We start from the raw sequence: 2147 nt of genomic DNA on the forward strand, positions 1-2147 counted from the left end.
AGCTGGCTTTCTTTATTTAAAATATTTCCTTAAAATTAGCGTTCAAATAATTACTTTTGCTTCGGAAGATTAAATTATGATGAGATTAATTTTAGTATTGTTTTTAATGTTTTTGTTTAGCAATGCAGACGCACAGGTAAAACCGAAGTTATTAAAAGAAGCAGATACAGTTTCTTTGAAATCTCAAGATAGTTTAAAAACATCTAGTAAACCTAAATCTAAAAAAAACCTTTTAGATAAATTAGACCCAAAAACTAAAGAAGAAAAGGCAAAAATTTCAGACTACTTAATCATTTCCCATAAGAACGATACCACTTTTGTAGATACTACTTTAACCATACAAAAGGAATACAAGTTTAATTATTTAAGAAAAGATAATTTCGGTTTAATACCTTTTTCAAACTTAGGACAAACCTACAATAGCCTAACTCATAATTTTGAAAATACTAGTTTAATGCCAAGTTTTGGAGCCAGAGCAAGGCACTTCAATTATATGGAAGTTGAAGATATTAATTACTATCGCGTACCAACGCCATTAACAGAATTAATGTTTAAATCAGCTTTCGAGCAAGGGCAATTAGCAGATTCTTTTTTTACAGTAAATACATCCCCACAATTAAATTTTTCAATAGCTTATAAAGGGCTTCGGTCTTTAGGGAAATACCAACATTTATTAACTAGTACAGGAAATTTTAGGTTTACAACAAATTACCAAACAAAAAACAAACGTTATTGGGCAAGAACGCACATGGTAACTCAAGATTTATTAAATCAAGAAAATGGAGGCTTGCAAGATGCTATGGTAGAGAATTTTGAAAATGGTGTAGAAGAATTTTTAGATCGTTCAATTCTAGAAGTAAATTTTGAAAATGCCGAAAACATTCTAAAAGGAAAACGCTTTCATTTAGAACACAATTATAGTATTATTAGAAAGAAAGATTCACTTTCAAAAAGCAAATTAAGCATCGGGCATATTATATCCTTAAAAGACAAGTCCTATCAATATGATCAATCAAGCGTTTCAGACAGAGAAACGAGTTATTTTGGAGAAGCGTTTAAAAGGTTAAGTTTTAGAGATAGGGTAACGTTAGAAAACCTATACAATCAACTTCAATTAAATTACAGTAATAATATACTTGGCGACCTGCAATTTAATATAAGTAACAATAATTTTAACTACGGCTACAATAAGGTAATCGTACTAAACGGAAACACAATAACCAATAGATTAAAAGGCGATGTGCTATCAGCAGGCGGAAAATACCACAAACAATTTGAAAATTTCGAATTATATGGTGAATTAGGAGTAAACGTTTCAGGAGATTTCGACGGAAATTTTATAAAAGCGCACGCTACATTCAAACTAAATAACGATTTATCAGCAACAGCATCAATAAATCACAGTTCTAAAGCACCAAATTACAATGTATTGTTATATCAAAGCAATTATATAAATTACAATTGGAAAAATAATTTCAATAATACCAAAACGCAACAACTAGCATTTCAACTAAAATCAGAAAAAATAGCAAATATTTTGGTCGATTATTCAAAGATAAACGACTATACTTATTTTAAAAGAGATGATATAGGAATTCCAGACGGCGAGTTGGCTCCAATCAAACCATTTCAGAATAATAAATCAATAAGTTATTTAAGAGTTAAATTAGATAGAGAAGTAAAAGTAGGCAAATTTGCATTGCACAATACCATATTATACCAAAACACACAAGACGAAAACAATGTGCTAAACGTGCCAGAACTCACTACGCGCAACACATTATATTACTCAAGCCACGTATTTAAAAAAGCACTGTACCTGCAAACAGGTGTAACATTCAATTATTTTACAAAATATAAAATGAATTCCTACGATCCTTTATTAGCAGAATTCTACGTACAAACAGAAAAAGAATATGGAGCATTCCCACGATTAGATTTCTTTATAAACGCAAAAATCCGTCAAACCAGAATCTATTTAAAAGCAGAACATTTCAATTCAGCATTCACAGGCTACAATTATTTCTCAGCACCAAACAATCCATACCGAGACTTTACTGTCCGTTTCGGTGTAGTCTGGAACTTTTTTATGTAATTTTTTCTTAAGGCGTTCCTCTTCGGGTCGTGCTTTCGGCAGTTGCTTTTTT

Annotated in this window: 1 protein-coding gene; it reads left to right on the plus strand. The window is 30.8% G+C overall.

Annotated elements, in window-relative coordinates; genetic code table 11:
* Nucleotides 1–76 precede the first annotated feature (76 nt).
* Entirely contained in the window at nt 77–2095 is a 2019-nt protein-coding gene (locus tag AADI82_RS15000) for a putative porin (protein WP_341217217.1), read from the plus strand.
* Nucleotides 2096–2147 lie beyond the last annotated feature (52 nt).

Source organism: uncultured Wocania sp., from assembly GCF_964021735.1.
Classification (GTDB): Bacteria; Bacteroidota; Bacteroidia; order Flavobacteriales; family Flavobacteriaceae; genus Wocania_A.